The organism is Micromonospora sp. CPCC 205739, from assembly GCF_036906795.1.
Classification (GTDB): domain Bacteria; phylum Actinomycetota; class Actinomycetes; order Mycobacteriales; family Micromonosporaceae; genus Micromonospora.
Genome location: NZ_JBAKHS010000007.1, coordinates 115,050 through 132,293, shown reverse-complemented (window position 1 = coordinate 132,293; position 17,244 = coordinate 115,050). Strand labels below are relative to the sequence as shown.

At 75.1% G+C, this 17,244-nt stretch carries 13 protein-coding genes and 1 pseudogene; 7 read left to right on the top strand and 7 right to left on the bottom strand.

The features are described 5' to 3' along the window. Positions 1-70 precede the first annotated feature (70 nt). Together crcB and V6U88_RS12960 are read right to left on the bottom strand one after the other, a co-directional pair. On the bottom strand, positions 71-433 hold the full coding sequence (gene crcB, locus V6U88_RS12965; protein WP_334452750.1) for a fluoride efflux transporter CrcB: 363 nt from the start codon (positions 431-433) through the stop codon (positions 71-73). After that, positions 430-897: a FluC/FEX family fluoride channel gene (locus tag V6U88_RS12960; protein WP_334452748.1), complete on the bottom strand. Its 468-nt coding sequence runs from the start codon at positions 895-897 to the stop codon at positions 430-432. The genes crcB and V6U88_RS12960 overlap by 4 nt, the downstream gene beginning before the upstream one ends. Positions 898-1,133: 236 nt before the next feature. On the opposite strand from V6U88_RS12960, the gene paaK reads away from it, so the two are divergent. From paaK to V6U88_RS12945, 3 genes are read left to right on the top strand one after another with little or no spacing between them, the layout of a single operon-like run. Then, complete coding sequence (gene paaK, locus V6U88_RS12955) at positions 1,134-2,441, top strand: phenylacetate--CoA ligase PaaK (RefSeq protein WP_334452747.1); 1,308 nt, start codon at positions 1,134-1,136, stop codon at positions 2,439-2,441. A gap of 1 nt (position 2,442) precedes the next feature. After that, positions 2,443-2,865: a hydroxyphenylacetyl-CoA thioesterase PaaI gene (gene paaI / locus V6U88_RS12950; protein WP_334452745.1), complete on the top strand. Its 423-nt coding sequence runs from the start codon at positions 2,443-2,445 to the stop codon at positions 2,863-2,865. Positions 2,866-2,913: 48 nt separating this feature from the next. Then, on the top strand, positions 2,914-3,498 hold the full coding sequence (locus tag V6U88_RS12945) for a dienelactone hydrolase family protein (RefSeq protein ID WP_334452744.1): 585 nt from the start codon (positions 2,914-2,916) through the stop codon (positions 3,496-3,498). A gap of 181 nt (positions 3,499-3,679) precedes the next feature. Here V6U88_RS12945 and V6U88_RS12940 read toward each other — a convergent pair whose 3' ends face one another. After that, positions 3,680-5,992, bottom strand: coding sequence for an AAA family ATPase (locus V6U88_RS12940; RefSeq protein ID WP_334452743.1), 2,313 nt, complete (start codon positions 5,990-5,992; stop codon positions 3,680-3,682). A gap of 190 nt (positions 5,993-6,182) precedes the next feature. Between V6U88_RS12940 and V6U88_RS12935 the strand changes: the two genes are divergently transcribed. From V6U88_RS12935 to V6U88_RS12920, 4 genes are all read left to right on the top strand, one after another. Beyond that, the gene (locus tag V6U88_RS12935; RefSeq protein ID WP_334452741.1) at positions 6,183-9,104 is read left to right on the top strand and encodes a helix-turn-helix transcriptional regulator; all 2,922 of its coding nucleotides are present in this window, start codon (positions 6,183-6,185) and stop codon (positions 9,102-9,104) included. Positions 9,105-9,220: 116 nt separating this feature from the next. After that, complete coding sequence (locus V6U88_RS12930) at positions 9,221-9,991, top strand: DUF5995 family protein (protein ID WP_334452739.1); 771 nt, start codon at positions 9,221-9,223, stop codon at positions 9,989-9,991. Positions 9,992-10,162: 171 nt separating this feature from the next. Beyond that, positions 10,163-10,555, top strand: coding sequence for a hypothetical protein (locus V6U88_RS12925; protein WP_334452737.1), 393 nt, complete (start codon positions 10,163-10,165; stop codon positions 10,553-10,555). A 116-nt stretch (positions 10,556-10,671) separates the two neighbouring features. Beyond that, positions 10,672-12,777: an amino acid transporter gene (locus V6U88_RS12920; RefSeq protein ID WP_334452736.1), complete on the top strand. Its 2,106-nt coding sequence runs from the start codon at positions 10,672-10,674 to the stop codon at positions 12,775-12,777. A 113-nt stretch (positions 12,778-12,890) separates the two neighbouring features. Here V6U88_RS12920 and V6U88_RS12915 read toward each other — a convergent pair whose 3' ends face one another. The 4 genes and pseudogenes from V6U88_RS12915 to V6U88_RS12900 form a co-directional block, all read right to left on the bottom strand. Then, on the bottom strand, positions 12,891-13,097 hold the full coding sequence (locus V6U88_RS12915; protein WP_334452733.1) for a hypothetical protein: 207 nt from the start codon (positions 13,095-13,097) through the stop codon (positions 12,891-12,893). Between the two features lie 104 nt (positions 13,098-13,201). Then, on the bottom strand, positions 13,202-14,464 hold the full coding sequence (locus tag V6U88_RS12910) for a low temperature requirement protein A (protein ID WP_334452731.1): 1,263 nt from the start codon (positions 14,462-14,464) through the stop codon (positions 13,202-13,204). A gap of 124 nt (positions 14,465-14,588) precedes the next feature. Next, positions 14,589-15,050 (bottom strand): annotated as a pseudogene (locus V6U88_RS12905) (helix-hairpin-helix domain-containing protein); the annotation flags it as partial. 844 nt (positions 15,051-15,894) lie between these two features. Then, positions 15,895-17,244: an FAD-dependent oxidoreductase gene (locus V6U88_RS12900; protein WP_334452729.1), complete on the bottom strand. Its 1,350-nt coding sequence runs from the start codon at positions 17,242-17,244 to the stop codon at positions 15,895-15,897.

Below are 17,244 nucleotides of genomic sequence, written 5' to 3'. Positions count from 1 at the left end.
GTCGCCACCCGTCCGGGATGGCCGCCCGGCGAGGGAGGCTCGGCCGGACCCGCCGGGTCAGCGGTGCACCTCAGCCGGCCAGCGCCCGGCCCAGCGCGTAGCCGAGGGTCGCGGCGGCCAGCCCGGCGGTCACGCTGAGCAGCACGTTCGCCAGCGCGTGGCGCCGGGCGCCGGCGCGGGCCAGCCGCACCGTCTCGTAGCCGAAGGTGGACCACGTGGTCAGCGCGCCGCAGAAGCCGGTGCCGACCAGGGCGGTGACGGCCGGCCCGGCGGGGACGGCGAGCACCACGCCGAGCAGCAGCGAACCGGCCACGTTGACGGTGAGGGTGCCCCACGGCAGCAGCGAGTCGTGCCGGGCCTGCACGGCCCGGTCGGTCAGGTAGCGCAGCGGCGCGCCGAGCGCCGCGCCGACGACGATGAGCAGGACGGTCACCGGGCGGCGCTCCGGTCGAGCAGCCGGGCGGCCAGCGCGTCCCCGCCCCAGACCGCCAGCAACCCGCCGACCAGCGTCGCCGCCAGGTACGCCAGCGCTATCGGCGCGGCCCCGGCGACGACGGCCCGCTGGGCGTCCACCACGTACGCGGAGAAGGTGGTGAACCCACCGAGCACCCCGACGCCGACGAACGGGCGGACCAGCGGGGCGGCGTCGCGCCGGTCGAGCACCGCCATCAGCGCCCCGATCAGCAGGCACCCGGTCACGTTGATGCCGAAGGTCGACCACGGGAAGCCGGTGGGCGGGTGCGGCAGCGCCGCCTGGATCCCCGCCCGGGCCAGCGCGCCGAGCACCCCGCCGGCGGCGATCGCGCCGAGGACGGCGGCCGGGTGGGCGCCCAGTTCGCGCCGGTCGGCGGGGACGCGCAGGTCGACGTCGGGGTCGATCCGCCGGGGTGCTGACACCTGTCCTCCTACCGGTACCCGGGCCGCTGGCGTCCGCGATTCTCCCGCCGGGGCCGAGGACGGCGGACCCGCCGCCGGGTCCGCCCGCGAGCCTAACCCCGCCCGGCCCCGGTGCTCGGCGTCCCACCCCGGGCCCGACCGCCGCCGTGCTGGTCGGCCGTCCGGCGCGGGGCGTACGGTACGCAGCGTCGCCTCGGCGCGGACCCGCGCCGGTACCCGCGCGCACAGGAGGCACCGTGCAGGACCGCACCCCCTCGCCGGAGGAGCTGGAACCCGTCGAACGGGTCGGCGTCGACGAGCTGCGTGCGCTGCAACTCGGCCGGCTGCGCTGGTCGCTGCGGCACGCGTACGACAACGTGCCGCACTACCGGCGGGCGTTCGAGGCGGCCGGCGTGCACCCGGACGACTGCCGGGAGCTGGCCGACCTGGCCCGGTTCCCGTTCACCGGCAAGGCGGAGCTGCGGGAGAACTACCCGTTCGGCATGTTCGCCGTGCCCCGCGAGCAGGTGGCGCGGCTGCACGCGTCCTCCGGCACCACCGGCCGGCCCACCGTGGTCGGCTACACCCGCGAGGACCTGCGTACCTGGGCGCGGCTGATGGCTCGCTCCATCCGCGCCTCCGGCGGGCGGCCCGGCGACCGGGTGCACGTGGCGTACGGCTACGGCCTGTTCACCGGCGGCCTGGGCGCCCACTACGGCGCCGAGGAGCTGGGTTGCACGGTCATCCCGGTCTCCGGCGGCATGACCGAGCGGCAGGTGATGCTGATCCGCGACTTCCAGCCCGAGGTCATCATGGTCACCCCCAGCTACATGCTGGCCATCGTCGACGAGATGGAGCGTCAGGGCGTCGACCCGCGCGGCACCTCGCTGCGGGTGGGCATCTTCGGTGCCGAGCCGTGGACGGAGGACATGCGCCGGGAGATGGAGCAGCGCCTCGACATTCACGCGCTGGACATCTACGGCCTGTCCGAGGTGATGGGCCCGGGGGTGGCCACCGAGTGCGTGGAGACCAAGGACGGGCTGCATCTGTGGGAGGACCACTTCTATCCCGAGATCATCGACCCGGTCACCGGCGCGGTGCTGCCCGACGGCGAGCAGGGCGAACTGGTGCTGACCTCGCTGACCAAGGAGGCGATGCCGGTGGTCCGCTACCGCACCCGCGACCTGACCCGCCTGCTGCCGGGCACCGCCCGGCCGATGCGCCGGATCGAGAAGATCACCGGCCGGACCGACGACATGATGATCTTGCGCGGGGTGAACGTCTTCCCGACCCAGATCGAGGAGCTGATCCTGCGTACGCCCGCGCTGTCGCCGCACTTCCAGTGCGTGCTGGCCCGCGAGGGCCGGATGGACACCCTGACGGTCAAGGTGGAGCGGCGCGCCGGGGCGGGCGTCGAGGAGGCCGCCCGCGCCGGCCGGGCCCTGGTCGAGCAGGTGAAGAACACCATCGGGGTCAGCGTCGCGGTCGAGGTCATCGAGCCCGACGGGGTGGAGCGGTCGATGGGCAAGATGCGGCGGATCGTCGACCAGCGACGGGCGGGCTGAGATGGCGGAGAACGGCCGGATCGCGTCGGGACGTACCGCCGCGCACGACATGTTCGACGCGGACGTGGCCTCCCGGGCCCTCGGCATCGAGCTGGTCTCCGCCGGCGACGGCGCCGCGGTGGCCCGGATGCGGGTGACCGCGACCATGCTCAACGGGCACGCCATCGGCCACGGCGGCTTCGTCTTCCTGCTCGCCGACACCGCGTTCGCGCTGGCCTGCAACAGCCACGGCCCGGCGACGGTCGCCGCCGGCGGCGAGATCAGCTTCCTGCGTCCGGTCCGCGAGGGTGACCTGCTGACCGCCCGGGCCACCGAACGCACCCGCTACGGCCGCAGCGGCATCTACGACGTCACCGTCTTCCGCGGCGACGAGGTGGTGGCCGAGTTCCGGGGCCGCAGCCGGACGGTGGCCCGCGAGGTCTGACCCGCGCGCCGCGCGGCCGTTGTCGGTGGTCTCCGGCACGATGGCCGGATGACGGACATCGTGCTCTTCCACTCCGTGTACGGGCTCCGGCCGGCCACGCTGGCCCAGGCCGACCGGTTGCGCGCGGCCGGGCACCGGGTCGTCACCCCCGATTTGTACGGCGAGCCGCCCGTCGACACCGTGGAGGCGGGCTTCGCCCTGTTCGACAAGATCGGCCTGGACGAGGTGCTGCGTCGGGGCCGGGCCGCGCTGGCCCCGCTGCCGCCGGAGACGGTGCTGGCCGGCTGGTCGATGGGCGCGGGGGTGGCCGGCGCGCTGCTCGCCGAGCGACCCGACGCCGCCGCGCTGCTGCTCCTGCACGGCACCGGCGGTGACCCGGCCACCGTCCGCCCCGGCCTGCCGGTGCAACTGCACCTCGCCGACCCCGACGAGTACGAGCTGTCGGACGAGGTCGACGAGTGGCAGCGGGCGATGAGCGGGGCCGGGGCGCGGGTGGAGGTGTTCCGCTACCCGGGCGCCGGGCACTTCTTCACCGAGGCGGGCGTGCCGGACCACGACCCGCGGGCCGCCGAGCTGACCTGGGAGCGGGCGCTGGCCTTCCTCGCCGCACTGCCCGCCAGGTCGACCGACTGACCCGACGCGAGTTCAGTCGTCGCGGCGCTGACCGGCACCGCCCTCGCCAGCGCAGGGGGTGTGGTCGATGGTGCAGCCCTCGAGTCACTGGGCGTGCCGTTTCGGCGGCTGACGCCGGCTACCGGGACCAGCGCGGCCGGGCAGGTCGAGATGCCGGCGCAGCACCTCCACCGGGGGCGGTTCAGGCCGCCCGCACCAGCGGTCGACCGCCGTGCGGCGGCGTCCGGTCGGCGCGCCCCGCCGTCGGCGGCCGCAGTGCCACCACCACACCGGTGGTGTCGCGGCCGGTGGGTCCGCTCGGTGGCGACGGCTGGTGTGCGTGCCCGTCCGGGGCGGTGTGCCGGGGCCGGTCCCGGTGCGCGACGGCATCGGCCGGTCGCCGGTGCGGGCGTGGCCCGACGGCGAGCCGGGGGAGGATCGGCACGACATCCTCCCGGTGGCCCCGCTCGGCACGCGGACCCCGTCCCGGGTCGACGCGGAGACCGCCGGCCACCTGGCCGCGCCCCCCGCCCGCCGTGCTCCTCGGCGGCGTCCGATCCTCACTGTCCCATCTGGAGCGCGCGGCGGGCGCGACCCGGCCCCGGCGCGTGCCGGCGTCGACGTGGTGGCGCAGGCCGCCGGGGGCCGCCGCCGCGGCGGCGAGGGCGGGTGCCCGGCCGGGACCGACGCCCGCCCGGCGGGGCGTGGCACCGACCGGGCGGGGCATGGCGAGCCGGGCGGGAGCGTCGGCGCGGCGCGGCGCGAGCCGGCCGGGTGCCGTCGACCGCCGCCACTGCTCCGCCCGCCGGCCGAACTCGGCGCGCACCGCCCGGGGCAGCCGGTCGTGGGCGGCCCGGCGCAGGGCCGGGTCCACGATCTCGTACCGGCCGTGCCGGTCGCCCCGGACCAGGGCGTCGGCGGTGGCGAGCCGGCGCAGCAGCGTAGCCGCGCGCCCGGGCGCCCAGCCGAGCAGCCGGTCGACGGCCGGCGCGGTGAAGCCGACGCCCAGCGTGGCGCCCGCCATCAGCACCGCGCGCCGCTGGACGTCGAGCAGGTCCAGCCGGGCGGACGCGGTGCGGCGCACCGCCTCGGGCAGCCCCGGTTCCCCGTCGCCGGTCGCGGCGACGTACGCGGCGGCGTACCCGGGCATGCCGGCGACCAGCGGCAGCAGGCGCCCGGCCAACGCGGCCGGGCGCCCGGCGTGGGTGAGCAGCCGGCGCAGCAACCGGCCGGTGTCGACCGTGCCCAGCGGCGCCAGCGGCACCCGGCAGCGCCGGTCGCCGGGCACGGGCAGCGGGTCGGCCAGCTGTGGCCGGTGGGTGGCGACCACGGCCACCGGCAGCCCGCGCAGGGTGGCCGCCGCGAAGAGGGTCCGTAGGAAGCGGTCCAGCTCCGGCGCGGCCCGGTCCAGGTCGTCGACGGCGACCACCACCGGCTGCCGGGCGGCCAGGGCCAGCAGCAGCTGGCGGCAGGCCGTCGAGCCGCCGGCCGGGGCGGCGCCCTCCGGCGCATCGAGCAGTGCCGTCAGCGCGGCGACGGTCGGGACGGCCAGGGGCGGAGCGACCAGACCGTCGACCAGGGCGGCCAACCGCCGGTGGACCACCGCCGCCGGGTCCCCGCCGCGCACCCCGGCCAGGTCGCGCACCAGCTCGGCGATCGGCCCCAACGCCCCCTGCGGGTACGGCGGGCAGTGCGTCACGCACCAGCGCACCGCCACCCCGTCCACCTCCCGCAGCGTGCGGCGCAGCTCGTGCAGCAGCCGGCTGCGGCCGACGCCGTCCGGCCCGACCAGGGACACCCATCGTGGACGGTGCTCCCGGGCGACCCGGACGAGCTGGTCCTGGACGGCGGCCAGCTCCCGGCGCCGGCCCACCAGCGGGCCCTCGTGCCGGGGCCGCCGGGGCCGGCCGGGCGAGGTGACCCGCCAGACGTCGACCGGCAGCACCTTGCCGGCCAGCGCCACCGGGGCGAGCGGGCGCTGCTCGACCAGGTCGGCGGTGGCCCGGTGGGTGGCGGCGCAGACCACCACCCCGCCCGCCGGGGCGTACTCCTGCAACCGTGCGGCGGTGGTGGTGACCGCGCCGCTGGCCGCGCCGTGCCCGCCGTCGTGGGCGGCGGCCAGGTCGACCACCGCCTCACCGGTGGCCACCCCGACCCGGACCCGCAGCCGCACGCCCCCCGGCATGGGCCGCCGGTCCAGGGCCCGCTGGATCTCCAGCGCCGCCCGGACCGCCCGGTACGCGTCGAGCCCGTCGGAGCGGCGCGCGCCGAACAGCGCCATCACCGCGTCCCCGACGTACTTCTCGACCACGCCGTGCCAGTGCCGCAGCACCCCGGCGACGGTGTCGAAGTACGCGCGTTGCAGCGCCCGGACGTCCTCCGGGTCGAGCCGTTCGGTCAGCGCCGTCGAGCCGACTATGTCGGCGAACAGCACGCTGACCACGCGCCGTTCCTCCCGCACCGGCCAGGGTGACGTGACGTCCTCCCGGCCGGTGGTGATCGTGGACAGTGGCATCGCGCCCACCCTTCCCCCCAGCAGTGGTGCCTTACGACCTTCGGAGAGTGTCACCACCGGGCCGTCGGGGGATCTGCAGAACGACGTATGTCTGTCGATCGCAACCTTTAGTCGCGATGTCGACGCGAGGAGTACCACAGCGGGATCAAGCCCGTAGAACGGTGCGGGGACCTGTGACTAGGCTGCGGGCATGGCCAGCGATGTGGACACCGCACCGCTCGTCGGCCGTGCCGACCAGCTGACGGCGCTGCGTTCCGCGCTGCTCGACGAGCTCGGGCCTGGGCAGACCGCCGCGGTCTTCGTCAGCGGCGAGAGCGGGGTGGGCAAGACCCGGCTGCTGCACGAGGTCGGGGCACGGCTGCGTGACGGGGGAGCGGTCGTGCTGACCGGCTCGTGCCTGGACATCGGCGACGCCTCGCCGTTGCACCCGGTGCTCCAGGCGCTGCGCCGCTTCGACGCCGAGCTGACCGCTACCCAGGCCCGCACCTCGTCGGCCGTCCGAAGCCTGTTGCGGATGTTCGCCGAGGAGACGGCCACGCCCGACGGCGGCGCGCTGCTGGAACGGGTCTCCCGTGGGCTGAGCCTGATCGCCGAGGGGCGCCCGCTGGTGCTCGTCCTCGACGACCTGCAGTGGGTCGACCGGAGCACCCGGCAGCTGCTGCTCTATCTCCTGGCCGGCCTGGGCGACCTTCAGCTCTCCGTGCTCGCCGCGGTGCGGGCCGAGTCGTTGCAGGGCGCCCACCCGCTGCGCCGGGTGCTCACCGAGCTGCGCCGGCTGCGCTCGGTCCGGGTGGTCGACCTGGCCCCGCTGGACCGCGCGGACACCGACCGGCTGGTCGCCGCGATCGTCGGCACGCCGCTGGCGCCGGAGGCCGCCGAGCAGGTCTGGCAGCGCAGCGGCGGCAACCCCTTCGTGGTCGAGGAACTGGCCCGCGACCTGCGCGACGGCCGCGACGGGCTCTCCGACACCCTGCGCGAGATCTTCCTGTCCCGGGTCGACGCGCTGCCTCAGCACGCGCACGCGGTCGTGCACGCCGTGGCCGCCGGCGTCGAACCGGTCGAGCACTGGCTGCTGGCCGAGGTGCTCGGCCTGCCCGAGCAGGAGCTGATCGAGGCGGTCCGCGCGGCCGTGGCGCACCGGCTGCTGGTCGGCGCCGACGACGGCTACCGGTTGCGGCACCGCCTGGTCGCCGAGGTGCTCGCCCACGAGCTGCTGCCCGCCGAGCGCAGCGCCCTGCACCGGCGCTACGCCGAGGCGCTCACCCGGGTGCCGGCGGAGCTGCACCAGGCCCGGCTGGCGCACCACTGGCGGCTGGCCGGCGAGCCCGGCCGGGCGTTGCCGGCGGCGATGGCCGCCGCCCGGGAGGCCGAGCGGCTGCACGGTTTCGCCGAGGCGCACCGGCACTGGTCGGTGGCCTTGCAGCTGGCCGACACCCCGGCGGCCGGGCCGGCGGAGGCCGCGCCGGTGGAGGTCGACCGGGCGGTGCTGCTGGAGCACGCGGCCGAGACCGCCCACCAGTGCGGCGAGCACGCCCGGGCGCTCTCCCTCCTCGCCGAGCTGGCCGGCGGCGACGACGCCGAGCCCTCCTGCGCGCTGCGCATCCGGCGGGCCCGCTACCTGGCCGCCGCCGGGCGCTCCGCGCCCGCCGAGGCCGAGTACCAGCGCGTCCTGGAGGCCGCCGACTGCACCTCCCGGGAGCGGGCCAGCGCCGCCGCGCACCTCGCCGAGCTGCTGCTGCACCTGGGCCGGTACGCCGACGCCGGCGCCCGGGCCCGGGAGGCGCTGGAGCTGGCGGCCCAGGTCGACGGCAGCACCACCGAGGTGGTGCTGGCCAGCTCGGCGCTCGGCTTCAGCGAGGCGTTCCTGGAGGACCCGGACGCCGGTCTGGCCGTGGTGCGGCGGGCGCTGGAGATCGCCGAGCGGGCCGGCCGGCCCGAGGACGTGGCGTGCGCGTACCTGCACCTGGCGGAGCTGCTGACCGGGCCGCTGAACATCCTCGAGGAGGGGGTGGTGGTGGCCCGCCGGGGCGCGGAGCGCGTCGCCGAGCTGGGCCTGGGGCGCACCTACGAGACCCGGCTGCTGGCCATCGCCACCAACGGGCTGTTCCGGGTCGGGCAGTGGGCCGAGGCGGAGAAGGTCGTCGCGGCGGCGCTGCGGCACCGCCCGTCCGGCGCGGACGCGGTCGAGTTGCTGCTGGCCCGGTGCCGGCTCTCCGTCGGGTACGGCGACGTGGCGGCCTCCGACCGGGACCTGGAGGCGGTGGCCACCGTGCTGGCCGGTGGCGGGGCCCGCCACGTGCTGCCCATGCTGATCCTGCGGGCCGGGCTGGCGATGTGGCAGGGCCGGCCCGACCTGGCCCGGCAGGCCGTGCAGCGCGGCCTCACCGAGAGCCGCTCCGACGACGTGATGCTGCTGGCCACCCTCGCCTGGCACGGCCTGCGCGCCGAGGCGGAGGCGCACGCCGGCCGGACGGTGCCGGTCGACGAGACCGCGCTGCGGCGGCTGCGCGAGGTGGTCGACCGGGTGGCCCGCAAGAGCGCCCACGCGGCGCGGCCGGTACGCCTGGGCGTGGAGGGGTTCCTGGCGCTGTGCACGGCCGAGCTGAGCCGGCTCGACGGGCGCGGCGACCCCGAGCTGTGGGCCCGCTCGGCCACCGAGTGGGACCGGCGCAACCACCCGTACCCGGCGGCGTACTCGCGGCTGCGGCAGGCCGAGGCGCTGCTCGCCCGGCGCAGCCGCAGCGCGACCGCGGCCAAGCTGCTGCGCCGGGCGTACGAGATGGCGCAGGGGCTGGGCGCGGTGCCGCTGACCAGCGAGATCAGGACGCTCGCGGGGCGGGCCCGGGTGGAGCTGGAGGAGCGCGCCCAGCCGGCGGGCGGTCCGGCGGCGACCCGCACCGAGCCGGTCAGCGACGAGCTGGCGGTGCTGACCGCCCGGGAGCGCGAGGTGCTCGCCGCGGTGGCCGAGGGGCTGACCAACAAGGAGATCGGCCAGCGGCTGTTCATCAGCGAGCGGACCATCGGGGTGCACGTCTCGCACATCTTCGACAAGCTCCAGGTGCGTACCCGGGTCCAGGCCAGCGCCATCCACCTGCGCAACCGCGCCGACTGACGCCCGAGCGCAGCGGGACGAATACGTCGTTCTACTGATCCCGTACGTCGGCGTCGCTGGAAGGCTGTCCAGCGACGCCGACGGCACGGGGTGCCCCGGACCACTGTGGAGGAGACATGACGGAACCGGTCTGGGGCCCGGTCCACGCCGACATCGTCGGTCTGCTGGCGGACCACCCGGGCGACGTGCCGGCGGTGGTGGACCACCTCACCAAGCTCCAGGACCTGCTGGTGCGACTGCCTCCGCTGGAGCGCAGCTGCCCGCTGGCCGACTTCAACGAGCTGTACCTGACCATCACCACCAGCGTGCTGGAGGGGCTCTACGACGACTTCTTCGCCGACCCGGTCTTCCTGTCCCGGCTCGACGTGGAGTTCGCCACCCGCTACTTCGACGCGCTGCGGCTGTGGAGCGAGTCCAGCCCGACCACTCCGAAGGCCTGGTCGTGCCTGTTCAAGCGGATGCGCGGCCCGGACGCCCGGCCGCTGCCGTCGGCGGCGGCGGGGGTCAACGCGCACATCAACTTCGACCTGCCGTTCGCGCTGGTGACGACCTTCGACCACCTGGAGTCCGAGCCGGTCGACGGCAGCGAGCAGCACCGCGACTACCTCAAGATCAATGACATCTTCGCCGACAAGATCCCGTCGCTGCGGCGCGGCTACCTGGAGCGGTGGCAGCTGCTGATCGACATGCTCAACGGGGACGTCGACGACTGGTACCAGGGCGAACTGGTGGAATACACCCGGGACGTGGCCTGGCGCAACGCCCAGAAGATCTGGCGCTGCCGGCACGACCCGCACGCCCGAGACTGCGAGCGCACGCGGCTGGACGACAATGCCGCGGCGCTCGGCCGGCTGCTGCTCTCGCCACTGGGGGCGTTTCTGCAGTAGCCGGGGACGCGTCCCGCCGCGCCGGACGGCAGCCGTGGGCGCGGATCTTCACCGTCGACGGCCCCTACTGGCGGGCCGCCGCCGCGCACCCGGACGTGCACACCGGGGAGTGGACCCGCGCGCTGGAGTGAACCGGGGTGTCGGGCGGCCCGGACCGGGTACGCGCGGGTCATGCCCGTGCACCGCTCCGCGTTCCGCTTCGACCCGCCCTTCCGTGCCCCGCTGGCGCTGCTCGGCGTCCGCCCGGAGACCTCCTGGGTGCTCGTGGACGACGAGGCGCTGGAGATCCGGTACGGACCCTGGCGGCTGCGCACGCCGCGGGCCAACGTCACCGGGGCGCAGATCGACGGCCCGTTCCGCTGGTGGCGGGCGGTCGGGCCGCACCTGTCGTTCGCTGACCGCGGAGTCACCTTCGGCACCAGCACCGCCGTGGGGGTGTGCGTGCGGTTCGCCGAGCCCGTGCCGGCCCTCGTGCCGGGACCGTGGCTGCGCCACCCGGGCGCCACCGTCACCGTCTCCGACCCCGAGACCCTGCGGGACGTGCTGGTTGGCCGACCCGACTGAGGCGTCCGGCGGGGAGCCCGCGGACCGGGATGATCTCCCGGCTTGCCGGTTCCGCCGAGCAGCGCAGGGGGGAGCGCCTACGGTCGGTTGCAGGACCGTGGAGAGTGGGACGGGGCATGACGGACGGGCGGGACGGAGCGACGCCGCGGCGTACCCGGGGACGGCGCGGACCGACCGCGCCGGCGAACCCGGGGCGCGAGGTGCGGGCGGCCCGCGACCCGGCCCAGGGGGAGCGGACCCGCTCCGGGCCGGTGGTGGTCCCCGAGTGCGTGGAGAGCCACGCCCGGCCCCGGCCGCCGGCCGACCCGCTGCGGCGCTGGCTCTTCGCCGAGCAGGTGCAGCCGGTCGGCCCGGAGGCGGAGGAGGGCGCGCAGAAGCGCCACCCCTGGTGGCGGGTGATGTGCCTGACCGGCGTCGACTACTTCTCCACCCTGTCGTACCTGCCCGGCATCGCGGCGCTGGCCGCCGGGGCGCTCTCCCCGCTGGCCACTCTGCTCATCGTGGCGCTGACCCTGTTCGGGATGCTGCCGATGTACCGCCGGGTGGCCCGGGAGAGCCCACACGGGCAGGGCTCGGTGGCGATGCTGGAACGGCTGCTCCCGTTCTGGCGCGGCAAGCTCTTCGTGCTGGTGCTGCTCGGCTTCGTCGCCACCTCGTGGATCATCACGATCACCCTCTCCGCCGCCGACGCCACGGTCCACCTGCTGGAGAACCCGTACCTGCCCGCGTCCTTCCCGCACGGCACGGTCGCCGCCGTCGTGGTGACCGTGGTGCTGCTGCTGGTCCTCGGCACGGTGTTCCTGCTGGGCTTCAGCGAGGCGGTGACCGTGGCCATCCCGCTGGTCACGGTCTTCCTCGGGCTGAACGCGGTGATCGTCGTCGTCGGGCTGGCCGAGGTGGCCGCGGACCCGTCGCTGGTGGGTGACTGGACGGACGCGCTGACCGCCGGTGGCACGGGCCTCGGCGACCTGCTCGGACCCGCGGTACTGGCCTTCCCGCTGCTGGTGCTGGGCCTGTCCGGCTTCGAGACCGGGGTCAGCATGATGCCCCTGGTGAAGGGGGAGGGGGCGGACCGGCAGCAGCGCCTCGAGGCGCGGATCCGCAACACCCGCAAGCTGCTCGCCGCCGCCTCGCTGATCATGTCGGTGTACCTGATCGCCACCACCTTCGTCACCACGGTGCTGATCCCGGCGGAGCAGTTCCGGCCGGGTGGCGCGGCCAACGGCCGGGCCCTGGCCTGGCTGGCCCACGAGCACCTCGGCGAGGCGTTCGGCACCGTGTACGACATCAGCAGCGTGCTGATCCTCTGGTTCGCCGGCGCCTCGGCGATGGCCGGCCTGATCAACATCGTGCCCCGCTACCTGCCGTCGTACGGGATGGCGCCGGAGTGGGGCCGGGCGGTGCGCCCGGTGGTGATCGTCTACACCGCCATCAGCATCGCCATCACGATCGCCTTCCGGGCGGACGTCAACGCCCAGGCCGGCGCGTACGCGACCGGGATCCTGGCGATGATGGTCTCCGGCGCGGTGGCGGTGACCATCGCGGCGGCGCGCGCCCACCACCGGGTCGCCGCGGCCGGCTTCGGCGTGCTCACCGCCGTCCTGCTCTACGCCCTCGCCGAGAACGTGATCGAGAAGCCGGACGGGATCGCCATCTCGGCGCTGTTCATCGCCGGGATCATCGCCGTCTCGCTGATCTCCCGGGTGTCCCGCACCACCGAGCTGCGGGCGGAGCGGATTGAATTCGACCCGGCCGCCCGGCGGTTCATCGCCGAGTCGGTGTCGAACGACGGCCGGCTGCACCTGATCGCCCACAAGCGCGCCCGCGGCGCGCTCAAGGAGTACCGGGTCAAGGAGCGGGCGCAGCGCGGCATGAACCCGGTGCCGGGCGCCGCCGACGTGCTCTTCCTGGAGATCGACGTGGTGGACCCCTCCCGGTTCAGCCAGGAACTGCGGGTGCACGGCGTGGAGGTCGGCGGCTACCGGGTGCTACGGGCCGCCAGCCCGGCCGTCCCGAACGCCATCGCCGCCATCCTGCTCGCCCTGCGCGACGGCACCGGCGTACGCCCGCACGCGCACTTCGAGTGGTCCGAGGGCAGCCCGGTCGCCCACCTGCTGCGCTACCTCATCCTGGGCCGGGGCGACACGCCGCCGGTGGTTCGGGAGATCATCCGCAGGAGCGAGCCGGACCCGTCGCGCCGGCCCGGCATCCACGTCGGCTGACCTTACCCAGCCTCCTAGGACGCCATGGGGGGTGTGACGGACGTGATCGGGAGCGGACACGAAACGGCCCGCGCCCCGGGGGTGCGGGCGCGGGCCGTTTCGGTCGGGGAGACCTACTTGGACGGCTCGGGCAGCTTGCAGTCGACCTTCGGGTTGGCGCCGACGTAGTTCAGCGGCCCGGCCACGATGGTCACCAGGATCGTGCCGGCCTCGGCGCAGTTGGTGTCGTCGTTGCTGTAGTAGCCGCGCTGCCCGGCGGCTATCGCGCCGATGAGCAGCCAGATGACGACCAGTACTCCGAAAATCGATGTGCCGCGCATGGGGTGCCTCCAGGGGTCGTGGTGGGTCGAGGTGACGCACCTTGTACCCAGACGCGACGAACGGATAAACGACATCCGGAACGGTCACCGGCGTACCGGCCGGTTCAGTGTGGCGGGGAGGGCTTCTCGGGCGGCTTGCCCCGGCTGCGCAGGGAGTCCGCGACCGCCACGCCGGCGAGCACCACCATCGCGGCCGCGGCGGCGAAGATCGGCGGCAGGAAGAGCACCGCCGGGGCGAGGGTCAGCAGGGCCAGCAGCCCGCCGGGGCGCGACAGCGAGACCCGGCTGAACACCTCGTACTCGAAGGCGGACCGGCCGACCAGGAAGAGCGCCGGCCCGCCGAGGATGACCGCCGCCCACGACGGCGGGGTGTGCCCCAACGGCTCGTGCAGCACCAGGTCGAAGCCGGCCGCCGTGGTCACCACCCCGGCCACCAGCATCAGATGGGTGTACGGGGCGGTCAGCAGGAACTTGCTCGGCGCCCGGGAGGCCTGGATGGCGTGCGGCAGCAGCTCGCCCGAGCGGTGCACGTAGATCCGCCAGAGCAGCAGCGTGGTGACGAAGGAGATGGCGAACGCGCCGATGTTCTCGCTCTCCGAGTGGTGGAGGCTGAACATGGTGCCGATGACCAGGATGGCGTCGCCGAGCGCGATGATGAAGAACTGCTGGTAGCGCTCCGACAGGTGCTCGGCGGTGACGTTGCGCTGCCGCTCGGGGACCATCCCCAGCCCCGGCACCGGGTACGCGAGCCGGAAGCCGCCGTAGTCGATGGCCAGCGCCAACGCCCACAACGCCTCCCGGGCGTGCCCGCTGACGGTGGAGCCGATGATCCAGGGGATCGCCGAGACGCTGAACCAGATGAAGATCCGGGCGGCGCGGCGCTGGGTCGGCCGGTGCCCCCGTACCGTGGGCATGAGGAACAGGCCCCGGCCGAGGTGGATCGCCACGTAGGTGCCCGCGAAGACCATGCCCCGGTCGGTGAAGGCGTGCGGGATGGCCGTGGTCATCAGCAGCGCGCCGAACATCACCGCCGTGATCAGCAGTTTGATCTCCCGGCGCTGCGGGTCGTACATGTCGGTGACCAGGGTGGTGATCGCCCACGTCCACCAGACGGCCATCAGGATGATCAGGGACTGGCCGGCGTGCTGCCAGGTCAGGTCCGTGATCAGGCCGCGGGAGACCAGCGCGAGCGCGACGACGTAGACCAGGTCGAAGAAGAGTTCCAGCAGGGTCACCCGGCGGGGACCCTCCGGGTCGCGCAGCGGCGTGCCGGCCTGCCGGGCGGGCTGGTCCGGCGGGGGTGCCTGCACGCGCTGCTCCTGCGGTACCGGGTCGTCGGCGCGGCGGGCCGCCGTCGCGCCTCTCACCGACCGTAGCGAGGGCGGCAGGGGTGCGCGTCCGGTTCGGGGCTTTCCGGTATCCCGCGCGGTCTGGGCGAAAGAGTGCGGGCCGGCGACCGCGCCGAGGCGCGGCCACCGGCCCGCGTGGTGCTCAGAGCTGGTCGGCAGCCGGCCCGGGCAGCACCGCACCGGCCTCGGCGCCGGCACCGGCCAGCACCTTCGCCTGCTGCGGCCAGGTCGCCAGGCTCGGCGCGGCACGCAGCCCGGCCGCCCGGATGGTGTCGCGCAGCGCCGCCTCGTCCAGCTCGGCCAGCTGGCGGTAGGTGCGGATCCCGGCGGCCTGCAGCGCGGTGGCCATCTTCGGTCCGACGCCCTGGATGCGACGGAAGTCGTCCGCCGGGGCATCCTCCGCCGGGGCGTCCTCGGCCGGGACGACCGGGGTCGCCGCGACGACCGGCGCCTCGTCCTCCACCGGGTTGCGGGGGGCGGGGATCACCGGCGTCTCCGCGGCCGGAGCCGGAGTGTCGACCGGCGCGGCAGCGGCGGGAACGCCCACCTCGCCCGGCCGCTCGGCGGCCTCGTCCTCGTCGCGCCGGTCGGCGTCCTCGGCCGCGACCGGCTCCTCGACCTGCCCGACCGGCGCCGGGGTGACCTGCGGGGCCGCCTCGTCACCGGTGGAATCCGCCTCGGCGTCCACCGCGCGGTCGTCGGCGGTGACCTCGGCCGGCGCGGCCGGCTCCACCGCCCGCTCCTCGTCGGCCTCGACCGCGTCGGCCCGCCCGTCGACGGCGGCGGTGTCGGCGTCGGCCCGGGCGTCGGTCGCGTCGAGCGAGTCGGTTCGGTTCGCGGCCACGTCGACCCCGTCGGTGTCGGCCACGGCGACCGGACCGGCGACGGTGTCCGCCGCAGCGGTGTCGTCGGTGGTCAGCGGGGTGTGGTCGGCGGCCAGGGACGCGGCGGCGGGCGGGGCGTCGAGGTCGTGCGTGGTGTGCGCGTCGACCACGGCGGCAGGGGCCGGCGAGACGTCGACGGTGGCCGCCGGCTGCGGGGTGTCGACGGTGGCGGTCACCGTGGCGGCGGCCTTCTCCTGCTCGGAGAGGCCGACGACCGGGTCACCCTCCACCATGGGCTCCGGCTGCCGGGCGGTCGCCACGGCCTGCCGGCCGCGCGCCAGCCAACCGCCGGCTCCGCCCAGTACCAGGGCCAGGATCACGATCAGCCATTGCCCGAAAGTCGACGGCACGGCAAACCTCCCTCTTGCGTTCGTCGGTGAAAGTCGCGAAAAAACTCGCCGCAGCTTTGCACACGCGTATGTCGGACGACAGGGAGGATGGGCCATCGCGACGCAGGTGGGATGCACGGTGTCGGCGGGTGGCGACGGGATGACCGACGGTACGGAAAGGGGTGAACCCGGCCGGGCCGCGGCGAGGTGCCGTCGTCGGGCCCGGCCGGGCGGCTCAGTCCTCTTCGCCCCGATAGGTGTAGAAGTCGTCGACGAACTTGCGGGCCAGCCGCGGCACCCGGCTGGTGACGCTGAAGTAGCCGCGCGCCCCGAGCAGTGCGAGCCGGCCGACGACCGGCTTGTACATCCGGTCGTCGCCGCTGGTGCCGCTGCGCTGCAGCGAGTCGGCGACGCGGGCGAAGCCGTACGGCACCATGGCCGCCTCGTAGTCGGCCACCGCCTGGAGCAGCGTCTTGTCGCCGGCGGCGGCCTGCCGCAGCTGCCGGCAGAGCAGCGCGGCGTCGCGCAGGGCGGTGTTCGCGCCCACGCCCCGGCCGGGGGTCATGGTGTGGATGGCGTCGCCGAGCAGCGTGACGGTGCTGCTCTTCCAGGGCGGCACCGGCTCGCTGGTGGACACCTTGATCGGCAGGGCGCTGCCGGGGTCGCTGCGGGCCAGCAGCTCCCGCAGGTGCGGATGCCAGTTGCGGGTCAGCTCCAGGGCCGTCTGGACCAGTTGCTCACCGCGGCGCTGCATGATGTCCGGCGGGAACCGCCGGGCGGTGCTCCAGATGATCAGGTTGATGTTGTCGCGGGTGTTGTCGTGGCACAGCCCGGGCCACCGGCGCAGCAGCGCGGCGTCGGCGTCGCCGACCTCGGGTTTGACGGCGCCGTTTCGGTCCCATTTGAACTCCATGACGTGCAGCACGCCCATCATGCCGCCGGCCCCGAAGATCAGCGAGATGCCGTGCTCGACGCGGTGCGGCAGCAGGGCCCGGGTGTGCGGGGTCAGCGGGATGCGGGTGGCGATGTTGATGGTGCCGGCGTCCCGGGTGACCGCGTGCGGCAGGTACTGGTGGCGTACCGCCGAGTGTGTGCCGTCGGCGGCCACCAGCAGGTCGCCGGTGGCGCTGGTGCCGTCGGCGAAGTACGCGGTGACGGTGCCGTCGTCGCGTTGCTCGTACCGGGTGAAGGTCTTGTCGAAGTGGACGACGTCCTCCATGCCGGTGAGCAGCACCTGGCGCAGGGTCATCCGGGCCACCGAGCGTTCGGAGTTCACCGGGTCGGTGTCCGGGCGCAGGGTGAACGAGGCGGTCTGGCGCAGCCGCTGGGTGACCACGTTGAAGTAGCGGGGGGAGCGGGCGCAGGTGACCAGGTACGTGTCGAACAGGTCCGGTGGCAGGCAGTCGCGCAGCGCCCGGCTGCCGGTCGGGCCGATGCCGACCCGGTAGCCGAGCAGCCCCTCGCCCCGGGTGCGGTACCGCTCGTAGACGCTCACCCCGATGCCGGCGCGGCGCAGCCCCTGCGCCAGGCACAGCCCGCCCGTGCCGGCGCCGATCACCAGGACGTGCGGTGGCCGGGAGGACAC